Genomic DNA, 362 nt, shown 5'->3' with positions numbered 1-362 from the left:
GGAGCCGGATCGGAGACCGTCACCGTCTGAGCGGACGCCGACGAGCTGACAAACCCTGCACCGGCGGTGAAGTCAGCCGTAACACTCTGAGCACCAGCAGCATCGAACGAATGCGACAGCGTCGCAACACCCGCCGAGACTGCCACCGGGGAACCGATCGCCGTGCCATTCGACTTGAACTGCACCGTACCGACAGCGTTGTTCGGAGCCACGGTCGCAGTCAGATCAACCGCCGCACCCGTGATCGCCGTAGCCGGAACCGACAACGACGTCGTCGTCTCCACATCGACCGGAGCCGGATCGGAGACCGTCACCGTCTGAGCGGACGCCGACGAGCTGACAAACCCTGCACCGGCGGTGAA

The 362-nt window shown here is 64.6% G+C and carries 1 protein-coding gene; it reads right to left on the bottom strand.

Annotation, left to right across the window (positions count from 1 at the left end; translation table 11 throughout):
* On the bottom strand, positions 1–362 hold a 362-nt coding region (locus AC2ETI_RS32690; RefSeq protein WP_483635057.1), incomplete at both ends, for an Ig-like domain-containing protein.

This window comes from Rhodococcus sp. MurmanLake-1 (genome assembly GCF_056945715.1).
Note: the sequence above shows the minus strand (reverse complement) of the source record. Positions and strands in the feature narration are given on the sequence as shown.